Annotated in this window: 18 protein-coding genes; all 18 read right to left on the bottom strand. The window is 70.3% G+C overall.

Annotation, left to right across the window (positions count from 1 at the left end; all coding sequences use genetic code 11):
- Positions 1–12 precede the first annotated feature (12 nt).
- Positions 13–777, bottom strand: a complete 765-nt coding sequence (locus EGK76_RS06015) for an RNA polymerase sigma factor FliA (protein ID WP_123831963.1) — start codon at positions 775–777, stop codon at positions 13–15.
- The gene (locus EGK76_RS06010) at positions 774–1,631 is read right to left on the bottom strand and encodes a P-loop NTPase (RefSeq protein WP_123831962.1); all 858 of its coding nucleotides are present in this window, start codon (positions 1,629–1,631) and stop codon (positions 774–776) included. The genes EGK76_RS06015 and EGK76_RS06010 overlap by 4 nt, the downstream gene beginning before the upstream one ends.
- Positions 1,618–3,156 carry a flagellar biosynthesis protein FlhF gene (gene flhF, locus EGK76_RS06005; protein WP_123831961.1) on the bottom strand — a complete coding sequence of 513 codons (1,539 nt, stop codon included), beginning with the start codon at positions 3,154–3,156 and terminating at the stop codon, positions 1,618–1,620. Before flhF ends, EGK76_RS06010 begins: the two co-directional genes overlap by 14 nt.
- A 154-nt stretch (positions 3,157–3,310) precedes the next feature.
- Entirely contained in the window at positions 3,311–5,383 is a 2,073-nt protein-coding gene (flhA, locus tag EGK76_RS06000; protein WP_123832082.1) for a flagellar biosynthesis protein FlhA, read from the bottom strand.
- 8 nt (positions 5,384–5,391) lie between these two features.
- Positions 5,392–6,528 carry a flagellar biosynthesis protein FlhB gene (flhB, locus tag EGK76_RS05995; RefSeq protein ID WP_096298300.1) on the bottom strand — a complete coding sequence of 379 codons (1,137 nt, stop codon included), beginning with the start codon at positions 6,526–6,528 and terminating at the stop codon, positions 5,392–5,394.
- Between the two features lie 113 nt (positions 6,529–6,641).
- Positions 6,642–7,442 carry a flagellar biosynthetic protein FliR gene (gene fliR, locus EGK76_RS05990; RefSeq protein WP_096298302.1) on the bottom strand — a complete coding sequence of 267 codons (801 nt, stop codon included), beginning with the start codon at positions 7,440–7,442 and terminating at the stop codon, positions 6,642–6,644.
- Positions 7,443–7,467: 25 nt separating this feature from the next.
- Entirely contained in the window at positions 7,468–7,737 is a 270-nt protein-coding gene (locus EGK76_RS05985) for a flagellar biosynthetic protein FliQ (RefSeq protein WP_096298304.1), read from the bottom strand.
- Between the two features lie 10 nt (positions 7,738–7,747).
- Positions 7,748–8,518: a flagellar type III secretion system pore protein FliP gene (gene fliP, locus EGK76_RS05980; protein WP_096298306.1), complete on the bottom strand. Its 771-nt coding sequence runs from the start codon at positions 8,516–8,518 to the stop codon at positions 7,748–7,750.
- A 1-nt stretch (position 8,519) separates the two neighbouring features.
- Positions 8,520–8,957: a flagellar biosynthetic protein FliO gene (fliO, locus tag EGK76_RS05975; protein WP_123832081.1), complete on the bottom strand. Its 438-nt coding sequence runs from the start codon at positions 8,955–8,957 to the stop codon at positions 8,520–8,522.
- 209 nt (positions 8,958–9,166) lie between these two features.
- Entirely contained in the window at positions 9,167–9,517 is a 351-nt protein-coding gene (gene fliN / locus EGK76_RS05970) for a flagellar motor switch protein FliN (RefSeq protein ID WP_123831960.1), read from the bottom strand.
- Positions 9,514–10,521 carry a flagellar motor switch protein FliM gene (gene fliM / locus EGK76_RS05965; RefSeq protein ID WP_123831959.1) on the bottom strand — a complete coding sequence of 336 codons (1,008 nt, stop codon included), beginning with the start codon at positions 10,519–10,521 and terminating at the stop codon, positions 9,514–9,516. The genes fliN and fliM overlap by 4 nt, the downstream gene beginning before the upstream one ends.
- Before the next feature lie 10 nt (positions 10,522–10,531).
- Entirely contained in the window at positions 10,532–11,005 is a 474-nt protein-coding gene (locus tag EGK76_RS05960; protein WP_233580174.1) for a flagellar basal body-associated FliL family protein, read from the bottom strand.
- Between the two features lie 247 nt (positions 11,006–11,252).
- Positions 11,253–12,044, bottom strand: a complete 792-nt coding sequence (locus EGK76_RS05955) for a flagellar hook-length control protein FliK (protein WP_123831958.1) — start codon at positions 12,042–12,044, stop codon at positions 11,253–11,255.
- A gap of 218 nt (positions 12,045–12,262) precedes the next feature.
- Positions 12,263–12,718 carry a flagellar export protein FliJ gene (fliJ, locus tag EGK76_RS05950; RefSeq protein ID WP_096298312.1) on the bottom strand — a complete coding sequence of 152 codons (456 nt, stop codon included), beginning with the start codon at positions 12,716–12,718 and terminating at the stop codon, positions 12,263–12,265.
- Positions 12,715–14,106 carry a FliI/YscN family ATPase gene (locus EGK76_RS05945; RefSeq protein ID WP_123831957.1) on the bottom strand — a complete coding sequence of 464 codons (1,392 nt, stop codon included), beginning with the start codon at positions 14,104–14,106 and terminating at the stop codon, positions 12,715–12,717. Before EGK76_RS05945 ends, fliJ begins: the two co-directional genes overlap by 4 nt.
- Positions 14,103–14,717, bottom strand: a complete 615-nt coding sequence (locus tag EGK76_RS05940) for a FliH/SctL family protein (protein WP_123831956.1) — start codon at positions 14,715–14,717, stop codon at positions 14,103–14,105. The genes EGK76_RS05945 and EGK76_RS05940 overlap by 4 nt, the downstream gene beginning before the upstream one ends.
- On the bottom strand, positions 14,714–15,703 hold the full coding sequence (fliG, locus tag EGK76_RS05935) for a flagellar motor switch protein FliG (protein WP_096300514.1): 990 nt from the start codon (positions 15,701–15,703) through the stop codon (positions 14,714–14,716). The genes EGK76_RS05940 and fliG overlap by 4 nt, the downstream gene beginning before the upstream one ends.
- Positions 15,704–15,713: 10 nt before the next feature.
- A complete protein-coding gene (fliF, locus tag EGK76_RS05930; protein ID WP_123831955.1) occupies positions 15,714–17,411 on the bottom strand; it encodes a flagellar basal-body MS-ring/collar protein FliF in 1,698 nt (565 codons plus the stop codon).
- Positions 17,412–17,438 lie beyond the last annotated feature (27 nt).

The following is a 17,438-nucleotide window of genomic DNA, read 5'->3' as shown; positions in this document are numbered from 1 at the left end:
GTGAGCGTGACATCAGTCGTCGGCACCGTATCCGGTGTCGGCGAGTTGGAAGGCGGTGAGACGGCCACGCAGCCGCAGCATCGCCTGGCCATGGATCTGGCAGACGCGCGACTCGCTGACGCCGAGGACGGCGCCGATCTCTTTCAGGTTGAGTTCCTGCTCGTAGTACAGCGACAGCACCAGCTGCTCGCGTTCGGGCAGGTGTCCGATCGCGGTCATCAGCTCGCGGCCGAACTCGTCGCGCACCAGATTCTCCTGGGGCGTGGGACCGCCGCCGCGATTCGCGGGCTCGACCTCGCCGTGGTCCTCGATGTGCGAGTCCAGGCTCAGGACCTGGCCGCGGGCCGCATCCTCGAGCAGGCGCTGGTAGTCGTCGAGCGGCATTTCGAGCTTGGCCGCGACGTCCTGCGCACTCGCCGGTCGGCCGGTGCTCTGCTCGATCTGGCGGATCGCCGAAGCGGCTTCGCGGGCCCGCCGGTGTACCGAACGCGGTACCCAGTCGCCGCGGCGGATCTCGTCGATCATCGAGCCGCGGATGCGGATCGAGGCATAGGTCTCGAAGGACGCGCCCTGTTCGGCGTCGTAGCTGCGCGAGGCTTCCAGCAGGCCGATCATGCCGGCCTGCACGAGGTCGTCGATCTCCACGCTGGCCGGCAGTCGCGCGGCGAGATGGTGGGCGATGCGGCGCACCAGTTCGGCGTGCTGGACAAGCGGATCGACCTCTGCGGCCACGCTGCGTTGCACCGCCTGGTAGTGCTGGCGCGCGGCGAGGCTCATGCGACAGCCCCCTGGCGCAGCATGCGCTCGACGAAGAACTCGACATGGCCGCGCGGCGCGGTGGGTGCCTGCCAGCGCGAGATGCGCTGGGCGATCTCCATCAGTGCCCGCGCCGACGGACTGCCCGGGTAGGCGGCGACCACGGCTTGCTGGCGCTGCACGGCCATGCGCAGCCAGTCGCACTGCGGAACCGCGCCGAGATAGTTCAGCGACACGTCGCCGATGAAGCGCTCGCAGACGCGCGAGAGCTTGTCATGCAGGTTGCGCCCCTCCTGCGGACTACGGACCATGTTGGCGACGACCTGCACGCGATCCACGCCGCGCTCGCGCGCCAGCACCTTGATCAATGCGTACGCATCGGTGATCGAGGCGGGCTCGTCGCAGACGACGACCAGGGCGTCCTGCGCGGCCTGGCAGAAGGTGAGCACCGAATCGGTGATGCCGGCGGCGGTATCGACCACCAACAGGTCGAGATCGCGCTGCAGGTCGTTGAAGACATTGACCAGGCCGGCGTGTTCGGCCGGGCGCAGCTCGGCCATGTGGCGTCGGCCGGACGCGGCCGGTACGACCAGTACCCCGTTCGGGCCTTCAAGGATGATCTCGTCGAGTTCGCAGCGACCCGCGACCAGGTCGGCCAGCGTGTGCTTTGGCGAAAGCCCGAGCAGCACGTCGACGTTGGCCAGGCCCAGATCGGCGTCCAGCAGCAGGGTGCGCTGGCCCATGCCCGACAGCGCCACGGCCAGATTCGCCGACACGTTGGTCTTGCCCACGCCGCCCTTGCCGCCGGTGACGGCGAGGGTGCGGACGGGCTGGAAGGGCGGGGACGACATCGGCAGCAGCTCAGGCGACGGCATGGGTGTGTTCCGGGGCAATCGGCTTATCGGCATCTCGGCGCAGATCTTCAAGGCGGAGGACCAGATGGGCCGCGTTGGCCCGGTGCAGGTCGTCGGGAATGCGCTGGCCGTCGGTCACCCAGGTCAGCGGCAACTGGTGATCGACGGCAACCGACAGGGCACTGCCGAGGCGACCGGTCTCGTCGAGCTTGGTGAGCACCACGCCCTGCGGGCGCACGCTGTCGAAGCGGCGCACCACCTCGTCGAGGTCGGCGAAATGGGTATTGGCGGGCAGCACCAGCAGGGTGCGCACGTTGCGCGCGGCGCGCAGCCAGTTGAGCTGGCCGGCCAGGGCGCGGTCGCGCTGGCTCAGGCCCGCGGTGTCGACCAGCACCAGCCGGTAGTCCTGCAGTTTCTGCAGCAGCGTGACCAGCCCGGTCTCGCTGTCGGCTTCGTGCACGGCGATGCCGAGCTGGCGGCCGTAGCTGTGCAGCTGCTCGCGGCCACCGATGCGCGAGGTGTCGGTGGTCACCAGGGCGATGTCGCGCGGCTGGTGCTGGGCGGCGTAGAGCGCCGCGAGCTTGGCGATGGTCGTGGTCTTGCCCGCACCGGTGGGGCCGACCAGGGCGATCACGCCCGCTTCGGTCAGCGGATCCACCGGGCAGATCGGCAGGCGCTTGGACAGCAGCGCCAGCATCAGCCCACGTACGCGCGCGGCCGGTGTATCGGCCGGGATCTGCAGGACGGTGTCGCGGGTGATGCCGGCGTCGAAGCCGTAATCGTCCATCAGTTCCATTGCCTGGGCGCGCGCCGGCGAACCGCGCAGCCGCTCGTCGGTGAGCCGCGCCATTTCGCGCTCGATCATCATGCGCATCTGCGCCAGCTCATCGCGCATCCGCGCCAGTTCCCCGTCGCTGGACGGCGCCGGCAGGGGTGCAACCGCCGTCAGCGCTGCACGTGCGGGGGCTGGCGACGGAATCCTGTCGTCTTCGTCCGCCGGTGCATGAACGGGCGGTGGTGGTGGCGTCGGCAGGCGCGGCGCGAGCGCATGTGCCGGTGTCCCGTCGCGATGGCCGGCGGCCAGCAGCTCGGCGAAGGTCGGGCCGTCGAGGTCGAAGCGGGCCGGCTCTGCAGGTACAGCGAATGCAGCCGGCACCGGGGCCGATGCTGCCGGCGGCGGCGCTGGCGGCTGCATCGTCGTTTTCATTTCGGCGGGCGGCGCGGCGCTTGTCTGCGCGGCAGGCGGGGCACCGGGCGCCGCGAGGTCGCGCAGCCAGCGTTCGGACGGCGCCAGGGCCGGCTCGGCATCGCGTGCGCCGGGGCTGGCCTGCGCGGCCGCAGGCGCTGGCGTAGCGACCGCCGGCGCCTCTCGCTGCGCCTCCGCGATCGCCCGCACATAGCCTTCGTCGTAGTTGCTGGCCGCGACGATCTCGACGCCTTCGTCGGTACGCCGGTTGGACAGGATCACGGCATCGGGCCCGTGGGCCTGCCGCACCATCTGCAGGGCGCTGCGCATGTCTTCGGCGACGAAACGGCGGATCTTCATGGGCGTGGGTTCGGCATGTTGGCGTCGGGATTCGGAACCGCGGCGACTGTCGCCACCCGCGTTCCGCATGTCTTCGTGCTCGATGTCATCGCTTTGTCTCCGCAGTCGCTGGATCCGCTTTCACCGATCCCGGTTCCGGTTCGCCGCACCCGGCTCAATTGATCGTGCCCAGCAATTTCAGGCGCTTGTCTTCAGGGACTTCGTTGTAGGACAGCACCGACAGGCCGGGCACGCTGTGGCGGACCAGGCGCGCCAGTGCGGCGCGCACCTGGCCGGGCACCAGCACCACCGCCGGCTCGTTCCTGGCTTCCTGCTGCCCGGCGCACGTGGCCAGGCTCTGCTGCAGGCGTTCCGCCAGGCCCGGTTCCAGTGCCGCGCCGCCGCCCTGCGCGGAGTCCTGCAAGACGCGTTCCAGATTCGGCGCCAGCGTGTAGACCGGCAGCTCCTCCGCGGGGCCGGCGATCTCCTGGACGATGAAGCGGCCCAGCGCGGTACGCACCACTGCGGTGAGCTGGCCCGGATCCTGGGTATGCGCGGCATGTTCGACCAGGGCTTCGGCGATGCGACGCAGCTGGCGCACCGGAATGCGCTCGATCAGCAGGTTCTGCAGCACGCGCACCACGACCGCCAGCGGCAGGGCCTTGGGCGTGAGGTCCTCGGCGAGCTTGGGCGCGGCGCGGGCGAGGGTGGCCAGCAGTTGCTGCACTTCCTCGTGGCCCAGCAGTTCCGGCGCCTGCTCGCGCACCAGGTGCGACAGATGGGTCGCGACCACCGTGGCCGGGTCGACCACGGTGTAGCCCGCGGCCTCGGCGTTCGCCCGCTGCACGGGCAGGATCCACAGCGCATCCAGGCCGAAGGCCGGGTCCTTGCCCGGAATGCCGTCGATAGGGTGCAGGGCGCCGCCCGGATCCAGCGCCAGCAGCCGGTCGGGGTGGACCTCGGCAGTCGCCACCGGCACGCCGTGGACCAGCAGGCGGTAGGCGGTGGGCGCAAGCTCCAGGTTGTCGCGGATGTGCACCGGCGGGATCAGGAAGCCGATGTCCTGGGTGAGCTTGCGGCGCACGGCCTTGATCCGCGCCATCAGTTCGCCGCCCTGGGCTTTGTCGACGAGCGGAATCAGCCGGTAGCCGACTTCCAGGCCCAGCGGATCGACCGGGCGCAGGTCGTCCCAGCCGAGCTCGGCGTTGGCGACCTGTTCGGGCGAAGGCAGCGCCGCGACCTCGGGGTCGACGCCGGCGCGTTCGGCCTCGAGGGCGCGCTTGCGCATCACCCAGGCGCCGTAGCCGACCACCGCCGCCAGGCTGAGGAAGGCGAGGTTGGGCATGCCCGGCACCAGTCCGACCAGCAGCAGGATGCTGGCGGCGATCGTCAGCGCCTTGTGCTGGCCGAGCACCTGGCCGCTCATCGCGACGCCCATGTCCTGCTTGCGCGAGGCGCGGGTGACCAGCAGGGCCACCGCGGACGACACCAGCAGCGCGGGAATCTGCGAAACCAGGCCATCGCCGATCGACAGCAGGGTGTAGATCTTCGCTGCCTCGCCGACCGGCAGGCCATGCTGCATCACGCCGATCGCCAGGCCGCCGATGATCGTGACGAACAGGATCAGGATGCCGGCGATCGCGTCGCCGCGGATGAACTTGTTGGCGCCGTCCATCGCGCCGTAGAAATCGGCTTCCTGCCGCACTTCCTCGCGCCGGGCCTTGGCCTCGTCGCGGGTCAGCAGTCCGGCATTGAGGTCGGCGTCGATCGCCATCTGCTTGCCGGGCATCGCGTCGAGAATGAAGCGTGCGGTGACTTCCGACACGCGCCCCGCGCCCTTGGTGATCACCACGAAGTTGATGATGGTCAGGATCGCGAACGCGACGATGCCGACCGCGAAGTTCCCACCGACCACGAATTCGCCGAAGGACTCGATGACCTTGCCGGCCGCGCCCGGACCTTCCTGGCCCTTGAGCAGGATCACGCGCGTGGACGCCACATTGAGCGCCAGGCGCAGCATCGTGGTGATCAACAGCACGATGGGAAAGATGCTGAAGTCGAGCGGGCGCTGGACGTAGATCACCGCCAGCAGCACCACCAGCGACATCGCGATGTTGAAGCTGAAAAGGACGTCCAGGATCATCGGCGGCAGCGGCACCACCACCATCGCCAGCAGCGCCAGTACCAGCATCGGTGCACCGAGACCGTTGCGCAGCATCTCGAAGACGCGGCGCGGGCCCGGGGTCATCACCGCGCTCACGCGCCGGCTCCGCCGGTGTCACCCTCGACCACACCCAGATCCGCCAGCTGCGGCTGCGGCGTGCCCGCCCGCCAGTCGCGCAACTGGTAGACGTAGGACAGCACCTGGGCGACGGCTGCGTAGAGTTTCACGGGGATTTCCTGACCGATCTCCGCCTCCCGATACAAGACGCGTGCCAGTGGCGGCGCCTCGACCAGGGCGACCCGGTGCTGCCTGCCCACCTCGCGGATGCGCAGCGCCATTTCGTCGATGCCCTTGGCCACCACGCGCGGCGCGCGCATTGCACCGCCCTCGTACTTGAGCGCCACGGCGTAGTGGGTGGGATTGACCACGATCACGTCGGCGGTCGGGATGTCTTCCATCATCCGGCGCTGCGACATCTCGTGCTGAAGCTGGCGGATGCGGCCCTTGACCTCCGGTCGGCCCTCGCTTTCCTTCATTTCCTCGCGCAGTTCCTGGCGCGTCATCATCAGCTTCCGGCGCCAGTTCCACTTCTGGTAGGGCGCGTCGGCAAGGGCCAGCAGCAGCAGCGCCGCCGCGGTCGCCATCAGCATCCAGAGGGCGAACGTCAGCCCGCCAGCCGCGGCCCGTTCCAGCGGTTCATGCAGCATCGCGCGCAACCGCGGCATGGCCGGCCACAGGAACAGCGTCGCGGCGCCGCCGACCAGCAGCACGCGCAGCAGCGACTTCAGCAGTTCCGCCAGACCTTCCGGGCCGTAGATGCGCTTGAGTCCGGCCAGCGGATCGAGCTTCTTGAGATCCGGCACCAGCCCCTTGGTCGCGAAATTGAAACCGCCCATGACCGCGGGCGCGACGAAGCAGGCCGCCAGGGTGGCGATGATCAAGGGGGCCAGGATCAACAGCAGGCCCAGCAGCAGTTCGCCGAAGTGGCCGAACAGGTGCTGGGGGTTATCGAGCAGGCCGAGGTCGGGGCTCATGGCGCCGCGCATCCAGTCCTTTGCCCGCGCCGTGACGCCGCCGCCCATCGCCAGCAGCGACGCCACGCCCGCGCCGAACACCGCCACGGTGGCCAGCTCGCGCGAGCGCGGCACGTCGCCCTTCTCGCGGGCGTCGCGCAGCCGTTTCTCGCTGGGAAGTTCGGTCTTCTCCTGACCGTTTTCGTTCTCGGCCATGGGCCTGCATGCGCGGGGAGTCGACGTTGCCTTTGCAAGCGCCGTGCCCGCAGGCCGTCGCCGCTATGAAGGCAGCGCGCCTGCACGCGCGCGGGCGGCGGTCGCCCGTCAGCTCACGGGCCGCCGAGCGGCACGCGCCCTGCGGCGTCGAAGGCGCTGTCGAAGAGGCGTTGCACCGGCGGGCCCAGTTCGCCGGCCAGCATCGCGAGCAGGAACAGGCCGATCAGCACCGAGATCGGCAGGCCCAGCTGGATCGGATTGAGCGCGGGCGCGGCGCGCGCGAGCACACCGAAAGCCAGGTTCACCGCCAGCAGTGCCACCATCACCGGCAGCGCCAGGGTCACGCCGCCGCGCAGCACCAGGGCGAAGAACTCCGGCGCGATGCGCAGGGTGGCCTGCACGTCGGGCAGCGCGGTGCCGATGGGCAGCGCCTCGTAGCTGTGCACGAGCATGGCCACCACCGCCAGATGGCCGTTGGCGGCGAAAAACAGCAGGCCGAAGGCCAGGTAGAACCACTGGCTCACAACGCCCGACTGCACGCCGCGCAGCGGATCGCTCATCTGTGCGAACGACAAGCCCGAGCCCTGGGAAATCAATTCGCCGGCCAGTGCACCGGCCTCGAAAACCAGCCGCAGCATGAAGCCCATTACCGCGCCGACCGCCAGTTCGCGGGCGATCGACAGCACCGTGGCGGCGTCGAAGCCGGTCCACGGCGGCGGCGTCGGCAACAGCGGCGCCAGCGCCAGGCTCAGCACCAGCGCGGCCATCACGCGCAGCCGAGCGGGCAGGGCGCGCGTACCGATCAGCGGCATCGCCATCAGCAGCGCGCCGACACGCAGCGCGGTCCACAGCAGGGTGCCGATCATGCCGAAGGCCTGCTGGCCATCGATCGCCATCTGGGTGGCGGAATCCATCAGCGGGTGCCCCGGTGCATCGGCGCTATCCGATCAGGTGCGGGATGCTGCGGAACAGCGTGATGGTGTAGTCCACCAGATAGCCGAGCAGCAGCGCGCCCAGTGCGAACAGCGCGGCGGTCAACGCGGCGGCCTTGGCGACGAACGCGATCGTCGGCTCGTTGATCTGGGTCGCCGCCTGCACGACGCCGACGATCACGCCGACCACGAGAACCGTGGCCAGCAGTGGGCCACCGACCCACAGCGCCACCTCGAGGCCGCGGCGAAGCTCGGTGAGCGCGAGTTCGGGAGACATGCGCGCGCCTTCAGTTGAAACTGGCGGCGAGCGTGCCGACCGTCAGCACCCAGCCGTCGACCAGCACGAACAGCAGGATCTTGAACGGCGCGGACACCAGCATCGGCGAGAGCATCATCATGCCCATCGACATCAGCACGCTGGCCACGACCAGGTCGATGATGATGAAGGGGATGAAGATCAGGAAGCCGATCTCGAACGCGGTCTTGAGTTCGCTGGTCACGAACGAGGCCACCAGGACCTGGAACGGCACGTCGTTCGGACCGGCGTAGGTGCTGTGCCCGGCGAGGCCGGCGAAGGTCATCAGGTCGGTCTCGCGCACCTGCGCCAGCATGAAGCCACGCAGCGGGGCGGTGCCGAGATCCCAAGCGGTGCGGAAATCGATGCGACCGTCGAGATACGGTGCGAAACCGTTGGCCCAGGCCGCTTCCCAGACCGGTGTCATGACCAGCGCGGTCAGGAACAGCGCCAGACCGACCAGCACCTGGTTGGACGGCGTCTGGCCGGTGCCCATCGCCTGCCGCAGCAAAGCCAGCACCACGATGATCCGGGTGAACGCGGTCAGCACCAGCAGCATCGACGGGATCAGCGTGATCGCCGTCATCAGCAGCAGGGTCTGCAGCGGCAGGCTGACAGGCGCGTTGCCGATCTGGCCGACGGTCACGTCTGGCAGGGTGGGGAGCTGCGGGGCGCCGGCGGCGGCCGTGGCACACAGCGGCAACAGCAGGCCGAGAACGAGCGTGACCAGCGCGATCCAGCGCGGTCGGGTGCGGCGGGGCATGTCAGGTGTCCTTGCGCAGGCGCTGCGCGAGCATTTGCTTGAAATCCGGGAGGTTCTTCATCGTCGGCAGCTGCGCCGGCGGCGCCTCGGGCAACGGCTGCGGCAGCACGTGCAGGGTGCGCACACCGCCGGCGCCGATGCCCAGCAGCAGCTGCTGCCCACCGACCTGCACCACCGCCGCGCGCTCTTTCGTGCCCAGCGGAATGCTGGCGACGATGCGCAGCCCGTCCGCCTGGCGGAAACCGCCGCCCGGCAAGCGCTTGAGCAGCCAGGCCAGACCGACGATCAGCCCCAGCACCAGCAACAGCGCAAGCAGCCCACCACCCAGTCCCGGGCCCTGCGGCGCATGCGCGCCGATGACGATCGGGTTCGGCGCAGGGACGATGCTGGCGGTCGTGGCGATGGGCGTGGCCGGCGCGGTGGTCGACGCGACCACCATCGAGAAGTCGATTCCGGCACCGGTCGCCTCAGCGATCGCATCGTCCGTTCCGCCTTCGGCTTCGGCTTCGCCTTCGGCTCGCGCCGCGGCTGCGTCCGCGTGGTCGGAAGTCGGAGCGCTGACCGCGTCCGGTTCGAGGCCGATCTCGGCGGCGATGGTCGGCTGGGCGGTGCCCGGAGCCGGTGTCGCCGCCGGGGCAGGCGATGGCGTCACCGCAGTCTCCGGATCCGCTCGCTGGGGCTGACCACGTCGGTCAGGCGCACGCCGAAGCGGTCGTTGATCACCACCACCTCGCCATGCGCGACCAGCGTGCCGTTGACGTAGACATCAAGCGGCTCGCCGGCGCCACGCTCGAGCTCGATCACCGAGCCGCGGTTGAGCTGCAGCAGATTGCGGATCGGCATGCGCGTGCGCCCGACTTCCAGCGACAGCGCCACCGGCACGTCGAGGATCACGTCCAGGTTGAGGTCGGTTCCGTCCATCACGCCGTCGGCGCGCAGGTCATCGAACTTGGCGGGCGCGGCGGCGTCCTGCGGGAAGGTGTGGTCCTGGGTACTCATGCGGACAGATCCTGGGGTTCGGTACGGCGCGCGGGCATGGCGCCCGGCGGATGGGTCTCGGTGATCTTCACCACGTTGTAGCCACCGGCGGTGCCGAAGCGGCCGGTGAACACGGGGACGCCTTCGACGCAGACCGGTACTTCGGCTGGCAGGTCGATCGGCAGGATGTCGCCCACCTTCAGGCGGGTCAGCTGGCGCAGGTCGATGCTGCGTTTTGCGAGCACGCTCGACACCGTGACTTCGGAGGTCATCAGCTGCTCGCGCATCGAGATGTTCCAGGTTTCGTCGCGGTCGACACGATCGCTCTGGATGCCGGCGTCGAGCAGTTCGCGGATCGGTTCGAGCATCGAGTACGGCAGGGTGATGTGGATCTCGCCGCCGCCGCCTTCGAGCTCGACGTGGAAGCGGCTGACCACCACGTACTCGCGCGGCGTGACGATGTTGGCGAAGTGCGGGTTGATCTCGGAGTTGATGTACTCGCAGTCCACGTCCAGCACCGGCGCCCAGGCCTCGGCCATGTCGGTGAAGGTCTGCTTGAGCATCAGCTGGATCACGCGCATCTCGGTGGGCGTGAACTCGCGGCCCTCGATGCGCGTGGGATAGCGGCCGTCGCCGCCGAAGAAGTTGTCGACCACCGCGAATACCAGCTTGGGTTCGAACACCACCAGGCCGGTGCCGCGCAGCGGCTTGAACTTGATCAGGTTGAGGTTGGTCGGCACGTACAGCTGGTGCAGGTAGTCGCCGAACTTGACCAGTTCGATGCCGCGCACCGACAGGTCGGCCGAACGCCGGATCAGGTTGAACAGGCCGATGCGCCACAGGCGCACGAAGCGCTCGTTGACCATCTCCAGCGTCGGCATGCGGCCGCGGATGATGCGGTCCTGGCTGGCGAAGTCGTAGGTGCGTGCGACGCCGGGGTCCGGCGCCGGCTCGGTGTCCACCGCGCCCGAGTCCACGCCATGCAGCAGCGCGTCGATCTCGTCCTGGGAAAGCAGGTCGTTCATCGCCCCGGGCTCACTGGGTCACGAAGCTGGTGAACAGCAGGGCTTCGGCCGACGGCTTGCCGGTTTCCTCGGTCATCAGCGCCTGGACCTCCGCCAGCGCCTGCGCCTGCAGCGCTTCCTTGCCGGCGCGCGTGGCGACGCCCGCGTGGGTCTGCTGCGCGAACAGCATCAGCAGGCGCGCACGCAGGGCCGGCTCGTGCTTCTGCAGCTCGGCGACCGCCAGCGGGTCACGCGTGACCAGCTGTACTTCCACCTGCAGGTAGCGTGGTCCCATCGGCGTGTCTTCGAGATTGACCACGAAGGCCGGCGCCATCGGCAGGTACTGGGCCGGGGCGGGCAGCCTGGTCGCCGGCTCTGCCGTACGGTTGAACAGGTACCACCCGCCGCCGGCGGCGCCAGCCAGAACGACGATGCCCAGGGCCATCTTGATCAGGCGGCGCTTGTGGGACGGGGAGGCGGTGCGTGCGGGTGTGACGGCGGCCAAGGTGCTGTACCGGTTGGGGATCACCGTGTCGTATGCAAAGCGCGTGCCGGAGCGGTGGCGGGAATCCGTCGCTGCGCTGCAGAGCCCGCGAGGGGACGCTCGAACCCGTCCGCGAGGGGGTTCAACGCGGTCGCCGCGCAGGGCGACGGATTTCCGTCGGCGCGGGGTGGGGCTTTTCCTGGAAGCTGCGTGCGGCGCGGATTGAGCGCAGCGGCGGCGGGACCACGCGCTGTTGCCGTCGGCGGGCTCAGGCGTAGGCGTCGAGCAGGCCCAGGCTGCGCCGCTGTGGGGCTGCCGGCGTCGCCTCCGCGGCCCCGGTGCCGGATCCGTCTCCGGGGTGCGCGGCAGTCGAGGTCGCGCCGCCCCTCGCATCGCTGCCGCCGGCGCCCACGCCGGCATGGGCCAGCTGGAAGCCGTGCTCGCCGAGCAGGTCACGCAGGCGCGGCAGGCCGTGTTCCAGCGCCTGGCGGGTTTCCGCGTTGGCGCTGACGAAGTCGGCGCGGATCCGGTCGCCGTCGAGATGCAGGCGCACCTCCACTGGCCCCAGGTCGTTCGGAGTCACGCGGATGCGCGCCTCGCTGAGCTTCTGGCTGGCCATCCATTCGATCTGGGCGCCGAACCGGGCTTCGAAGTCGTCCGCGCCGACTTCGGGCGTCGGCAGCGGCGCCGCCAGCAGCGGTGGTGGTTCGCGCAGCGCAACCGGCACCGGAAGCGTGAAGGCGACCGGCGCGGGCTCGCCGCCTTCCGCCATGGCGGAAGGCTCGGGCAGCAGCCCGGTCGCGGTGACGGCGGCGTCGTCGATGGGCTGCGCCGCGAGCATGGGGGCCACGGTCGCGGGCATGGCGGCGGTCACGGCACTGGCGCCGGCCGGCGGCCCGCCGGCCAGCAGGGGCGGCACCGTTTGTGCGCCGCCGGACGCCACGGGTTCGGCCTCGTCGGCAAACCCGAGCAGCCCGGCAAGGCCTGCCGGGGGCCAGCCCGGCGCGGGCGGCTGGATGTCGACGGCCACCGGCACGACCACGCCAGACGCCGCGGGCATGGACGCTCCCGCGTCCGGCTCGGCCGCGTCGGACGATGACGCCTCGGACTCGGTCCCGGTGGTGTCGGAAGGTGCCGACGGCGCGGCGTCGGTGGCCTGACGCCGCTGCAGGGCCCGGGCAAAGGCGTCGGGCTGATCGCCGCCACGCGCCGTGGAGGCTGCGCCACCGCGCGGAACCGGGGTGGGCGGCCCGGCCGGCGCGGAGGTGGCCGCGACGCTCAAGCGTCGGCTCCGTCGGCGGCCGCAAGCTGGGCAATCCGCACGCGGCGCGCACCGAGATCGTCGAGTTCGCGCTGCGACCGGCGTTCGTCGACCTGGCGCTCCTGGGCGCGATAGCTCGCGGCCAGCTGCTCGAGTACCTGTTTGTCGCGACTGGCCAGCAGCAGGCGGCCGCGTTCGATCTCGACGGTTTCGCGGCTGTTGTCGACGTTGCGCGACTGCTGGTCGACCGCCGATTGCAGCCGGTCGAGGAAGGCGCGGCGGTTGGCCAGTTGCGCGGGGCTGGTGGCGGCCAGCTGGCTCTGGCCGTACTCGTCCGCGTAGCGGCGCAGTTCGTGCAGCTGCGCCTCGTGCTGGGCCAGCACGCGCTGGCGCTCGGCCAGCAGGCGTGCCGCCGCGTCCTGGGTTTCCTGGGCGCGGTCGAGCAGGGGATCGATGCGGCGGGACTGCTTCATGCGGCGGCTTCCTCGGGATGCAGCAGGCGCTCGAGCGCCTCGCGGCTGTGGTTCAGATCGGCGGCGTGGGCGATGTCCTGGCCGAGGAACTCGACGATCTCGGGCCAGCGGGCCAAGGCCTCGTCGACCGCAGGATCGGCGCCGCGCTGGTAGGCGCCGATCGCGATCAGGTCGCGGTTGGCGGTATAGGCCGAGACCAGCCGCTTGAGCGCGCGGATGCGCTCGCGCCAGGTGTCGTCGGCGATCTCGGTGACCACGCGGCTGACCGAGGATTCGACGTCGATCGCCGGGTACAGGCCGGCATCGGCGATCCGGCGCGACAGCAGGATGTGGCCGTCGAGAATCGCGCGTGCGGCGTCGGCGATCGGATCCTGCGGATCGTCGCCCTCGGTGAGCACGGTGTAGAACGCGGTGATCGAGCCGCGTCCGGCGGCGCCGTTGCCGGCGCGCTCGACCAGCGCCGGGAGTTTGGCGAACACCGAGGGCGGATAGCCGCGGGTGGTCGGCGGCTCGCCGACCGACAGACCGATCTCGCGCTGCGCCTGGGCAAAGCGGGTGAGCGAATCCATCAGCAGCAGCACATTGAGCCCCTGGTCGCGGAACCATTCGGCGATCGCGGTGGCGCGATAGGCGCCATGCAGACGGGCCAGTGGCGGGCGGTCGGCGGGCGCGGCGACCACGACCGCTCGGCGCAGGCCTTCCTCGCCGAGCGTGCTCTCGACGAAATCGCGCACTTCGCGGCCGCGCTCGCCGATCAGGCCCACGACGATGACGTCGGCGGCGGTGAAGCGGGTCATCATGCCCAGCAGGGTCGACTTGCCGACGCCCGAGCCCGCGAAGAGGCCCACGCGCTGGCCGCGGCCGATCGGCAGCAGCGCGTTGATCGCGCGCACGCCGACATCGAGCGGCTGGGTGATGGGCTCGCGCGCGAGCGGATTGATCGATACGCCGGCCATGCCGACCGTGCCCTCGGCACGGATCGGGCCCTTGCCGTCGAGCGGCACGCCGTCGGAATCGATTACCCGGCCGAGCAGGCCCTCGCCGATCTCGACCCCGCCGCGCCGGTGCAGGGGCACCACGCGTGCATTCGGCAGCAGGCCGTGCAGTTCCGCGCTGGGCATCAGTGAAGTGCGGTCGCCGGCGAAACCGACGACCTCGGCTTCGACCCAGCCGCCATCGACCTCCACCTTGCAGGTGGCACCCATCGGCGATTCGCAGCCGACCGCCTCGAGGGTCAGCCCGATCGCGCGGCGCAGGATGCCCTCGCGCACCAGGCCTCGCCCGGCGGCGGGATCCGGGCCGGTCGCATCCAGGCGCGTGACCAGGCGCAGGTTGCGCGCGGTCAACCAGTCGGCCGGGTCGGCGATGGGCAGTTCCGGCGTGGTCATGCGCGTGCCCCGGCACGGCGCAGCACCGTGTCGAGCGCGCCGCGCAGGCGGGCGTCGAGGCTGCCGTCGATGCGTACGGTTTCGGCGTGCACGCGCAGGTCGCCGCGGGCCAGCGCGGGATCGGCCACCAGCCGCGTCGCAGGGGCCAGGGTCAGCACCGGGGTGAGTGCAGCGATGTCATCGGGATGCAGGCGCACCTCGACCTCGCGCGCCGCGCCGCCCGCGGCGTCGACCGCCTCGCCGACGAGCCCGGCCAGCAGTTCCGGATCGGCCTGGTAGGCGCGTCCCACCAGCCCGCCGGCGATGCGTACGGCAAGCTCGCCCAGCGCGGCCACGACTTCGGTTTCCAGCCGCGCCAGCGGGCGCGAGAAATTGTCGAGGATGCCTTCGATCTGCGCGCTCAGGCGGCGCATCTCGCCCTGCGCCTGCGCCAGTCCCTCGGCGCGCCCCTGGGCCAGGCCCTCGGCATGGCCTTCGCGCTGGGCATCGTCGCGGATCTGCTGGATCTCCTCCAGCGACGGCGGGTGCGGGATCTGCTCGGGCGTTTCCTCGCGGGCGACCGGTTGCGGGTCTTCCAGCGGTGGCGCGTACCAGCGCACTGCGTTGCTCATACCAGTTCCTCGGCGGTGCCGCCGCCCAGGGCGATCGTGCCCTCATCGGCCAGCCGGCGAACCAGGGTCAGGATCTCCTTCTGCGCGGCCTCCACGTCGGACAGGCGCACGGGACCGCGGGCGTCCATGTCCTCGAGCAGGATTTCGGCTGCGCGCTGCGACATGTTGCGAGTGATCTTGTCGCGCACCTTGGGATCGGCGCCGCGCAGTGCGATGCCCAGGCGCTCGCCCGACACCTCGCGCAGCACCGCCTGCAGCTCGCGGTCGTCGAGTTCGATCAGGTCGTCGAATACGAACATCAGGTCCTGGATGCGCTGGCCCAGCACTTCGTCCACCTTGCGGATGGCGCCGAGCAGACTCTGGTCCTGACCGGTGTCCATGAAGTTGAGGATGTTGGCCGCGACCTTGATGCCGCCCACGGCCGAGGATTTGAGGTTCTGGTTGCCGGCGAACTGGCGCTCCATGATCTCGTTGAGTTCGTTGAGCGCGTTTGGCGGAATGCCGTCGAGCGTGGCGATGCGCAGCAAGACGTCGGCGCGGGTGCGCTCGGGCAGCAGCTTCAGCGCATCGGCCGCCTGGTCGGCGTCCAGATGCGAAAGCACGATGGCGATGATCTGCGGGTGCTCGTGGCGCACCAGGTCGGCGATCGCCCGCGGGTCCATCCACTTGAGCGTATCGAGCCCGGTGGTGTTGCGGCCGAGCAGGATGCGATCGATCAGGCTGCTGGCCTTGTCGGCGCCCAGCGCCGAGACGAGCACCGCGCGGATGTAGTCGTCGGCGCCGACGCCGAGCGAAGTCTGCCGGTCGAGCGCGGAGGCGAAATCGTCCATTACGGTGCCGACCTGTTCGCGGCTCACCGCGCCCATCGTCGCCATGGCCAGGCCCAGCTTCTGCACTTCCTTGGCGTCCATGTGCTTGAGCACCTCGGCCGCGTCCACTTCGCCGAGCGAGAGCAGCAGCACGGCCGCGCGTTGTACGCCGCTCAGGGCGTTGAGGTCATGCGGCCGCTTCATCGTCCAACCATCCCTTGACCACCTGTGCCACGCGCTTGGAATCCGTCTTCACCGCCTCACGCGCGGTGCGCAGGCGGTCCTCGTAGGCGTCCGACGGCAGCGCGATCTGCGCGCGACCGTCGGCGAGCGCGTCGATCTGTACCGTGTCACTGGCCAGCGCCGGCAGCGGCTCGTCGAGCAGGGTGACCTCGGCCGTCATCGGCGTCTTCGGCGCTGGCGGCTTGGAAGGGCCGGCGATCTGGCGCACTGCCGGGCGCACAACGCCGAACACCAGCGCCAGCACCACCAGCGCGCCGAGCGCGAGCCGGGCGATGTCGCGCAGCATCGGGTTCTGCCACCACGGCGGCGCGTCGAAGCCTTCGGATTGTTCGCGCACGAACGGCGCGTTCATCACCGATACCGTGTCGCCACGCGCTTCGTCGAAGCCGACCGCCTGGCGCACCAGTGCCTCGATGCGCTGCAGTTCGGCGGCCGTCAGCGGCTGCGTCGAGGTCGCGCCATCGGCGCCGGTGCGCGGCACGTGGTCGACCAGCACCGCGGCGCTGACCCGGCGGATGCGGCCGGGCGGCTGGCGGGTGTGGCTGAGCGTGCGGTCGAGCTCGTAGTTGCGGGTGGAGCTGCGCGACGAGTCGCCGGCGCCCGCGCCGTTACCCGTAGCGGCGGCGACCTGGGCATTCAACGGCGCCGGATTGATCGCGGTGTCGGGCAGGTTCGGGGTGGCGCCGGGAATGCCCTGCGCGCCGGTTTCGCGGCTGGCGGACTCGCTCAGCTGCTCGCTGCGCAGCTTCGGCGGGTCGGCGTTGTAGAGCTCCCGCGCCTCTTCGATGGCGGAGAAGTCCATGTCCACCGTGACTTCGGCATTGACCCGGCCGGCGCCGGCCATCGGCTCGAGCAGCTCGCGGATGCGCTGGTTGAAGGAAGTCTCCTGGCGACGCACCTGCTCGAACTGGATCGCGCTCATGGCGGCCGCCGGATCCTGGGCATCGTTGCTCAGCAGGCGACCGTTCTGGTCGACGACGGTGACCCGGTCGGGCGAGAGGTCGGGGATGCTGGACGCGACGAGATGCACGATCGCATCCACCTGGCCGCGTTCGAGCGTCGCGCCACCACGCAGCTCCAGCACGACCGAGGCGCTGGCGACCTCGCGCTGGCGGGTGAACGCCGACGGCTTGGGGATCGCCAGGTGCACGCGCGCGTCGCGGACCGGGCGCAGGGCTGCGATGGTGCGCACCAGTTCGGTCTCCAGCGCATGCTGGTAACGCGCGTTCTCGACAAACTGGCTGACGCCGAAACCCGGATCGCGCTCCATCATTTCGAAGCCGATGCGGCCCGACTCGCCCAGGCCCGAGCCGGCGAGTTTCAGGCGTGCGTCGTGGAGATTGGCTTCCGGCACGGAGATCGCGCCGGAGGCCTGGTCCATCTTGAACGGGATCTGCGCCGCGCGCAGCAGATCGGTGGCTTCCGCGGTGGCCTTGGCGTCGAGTCCGGCGTAGAGCGGCACGAAGCCGGGCTTCTGCGCCCAGAAGAACACGATCAGCCCGACCGCGATGGCGGCGGCCAGCAGCGCCATCTTCGCCAGGCGGCCGGCGAGCTGCATCTTCTCCAGACGATCGAGCACATCGACCGCCTTGCGACTCGCCGCATCGGTGTTGAGGGCTTCCTTGGACAGCGTGATCGCCATGGTCTTCGCTTATTCCGTTCCGGGCCG

Origin of the sequence: Luteimonas sp. 100069 (assembly GCF_003813845.1) — a bacterium.
Taxonomy (GTDB): domain Bacteria; phylum Pseudomonadota; class Gammaproteobacteria; order Xanthomonadales; family Xanthomonadaceae; genus Luteimonas; species Luteimonas chenhongjianii.
The sequence above is the reverse complement of the archived record's forward strand: the minus strand, read 5'-3'. Positions and strand labels throughout refer to the sequence as shown.

Bases quoted from the DNA above. Each gene is read 5' to 3' on its own strand.
- flhF (WP_123831961.1), bottom strand. From the start codon at position 3,156: ATGAAGATCCGCCGTTTCGTCGCCGAAGACATGCGCAGCGCCCTGCAG.
- fliM (WP_123831959.1), bottom strand. From the start codon at position 10,521: ATGAACGACCTGCTTTCCCAGGACGAGATCGACGCGCTGCTGCATGGC.
- flhB (WP_096298300.1), bottom strand. From the start codon at position 6,528: ATGGCCGAGAACGAAAACGGTCAGGAGAAGACCGAACTTCCCAGCGAG.
- fliN (WP_123831960.1), bottom strand. From the start codon at position 9,517: ATGAGTACCCAGGACCACACCTTCCCGCAGGACGCCGCCGCGCCCGCC.
- fliP (WP_096298306.1), bottom strand. From the start codon at position 8,518: ATGCCCCGCCGCACCCGACCGCGCTGGATCGCGCTGGTCACGCTCGTT.
- EGK76_RS06015 (WP_123831963.1), bottom strand. From the start codon at position 777: ATGAGCCTCGCCGCGCGCCAGCACTACCAGGCGGTGCAACGCAGCGTG.
- fliO (WP_123832081.1), bottom strand. From the start codon at position 8,957: ATGGTGGTCGCGTCGACCACCGCGCCGGCCACGCCCATCGCCACGACC.
- fliF (WP_123831955.1), bottom strand. From the start codon at position 17,411: ATGGCGATCACGCTGTCCAAGGAAGCCCTCAACACCGATGCGGCGAGT.
- EGK76_RS05985 (WP_096298304.1), bottom strand. From the start codon at position 7,737: ATGTCTCCCGAACTCGCGCTCACCGAGCTTCGCCGCGGCCTCGAGGTG.
- fliJ (WP_096298312.1), bottom strand. From the start codon at position 12,718: ATGAAGCAGTCCCGCCGCATCGATCCCCTGCTCGACCGCGCCCAGGAA.
- flhA (WP_123832082.1), bottom strand. From the start codon at position 5,383: ATGACCCCGGGCCCGCGCCGCGTCTTCGAGATGCTGCGCAACGGTCTC.
- EGK76_RS06010 (WP_123831962.1), bottom strand. From the start codon at position 1,631: ATGCCGTCGCCTGAGCTGCTGCCGATGTCGTCCCCGCCCTTCCAGCCC.
- EGK76_RS05940 (WP_123831956.1), bottom strand. From the start codon at position 14,717: ATGAGCAACGCAGTGCGCTGGTACGCGCCACCGCTGGAAGACCCGCAA.
- EGK76_RS05955 (WP_123831958.1), bottom strand. From the start codon at position 12,044: ATGCCCGCGGCGTCTGGCGTGGTCGTGCCGGTGGCCGTCGACATCCAG.
- EGK76_RS05945 (WP_123831957.1), bottom strand. From the start codon at position 14,106: ATGACCACGCCGGAACTGCCCATCGCCGACCCGGCCGACTGGTTGACC.
- fliR (WP_096298302.1), bottom strand. From the start codon at position 7,442: ATGGATTCCGCCACCCAGATGGCGATCGATGGCCAGCAGGCCTTCGGC.